We start from the raw sequence: 235 nt of genomic DNA on the forward strand, positions 1-235 counted from the left end.
CTTAATTTTATTAGCTATATCTTGAACTTTAACAATACTTGGATGCATAATTAAAATTTTACTTATCAAACCGAAAGGAGGATAATCACTAATCTGACGTTCTTGTAAGATTGTTTCATAAAAAAATTCAAAATTATTATTTACAATAGAATCTAAAATATAATGATTAATATTATAAGTTTGTATTATAATACGAGATTTTTTAGGCATATTATATATTAATTGTACTAAAAAT

Annotated in this window: 1 protein-coding gene; it reads right to left on the minus strand. The window is 20.0% G+C overall.

Translation table 11 applies throughout. The features are described 5' to 3' along the window. Positions 1 to 210 (minus strand): hypothetical protein (locus tag F1741_RS02300; protein WP_212380341.1); only part of this gene is annotated, 210 nt, incomplete at its 3' end. Positions 211 to 235: the final 25 nt, after the last annotated feature.

The organism is 'Cynodon dactylon' phytoplasma (assembly GCF_009268075.1).
GTDB lineage: Bacteria > Bacillota_I > Bacilli_A > Acholeplasmatales > Acholeplasmataceae > Phytoplasma > Phytoplasma cynodontis.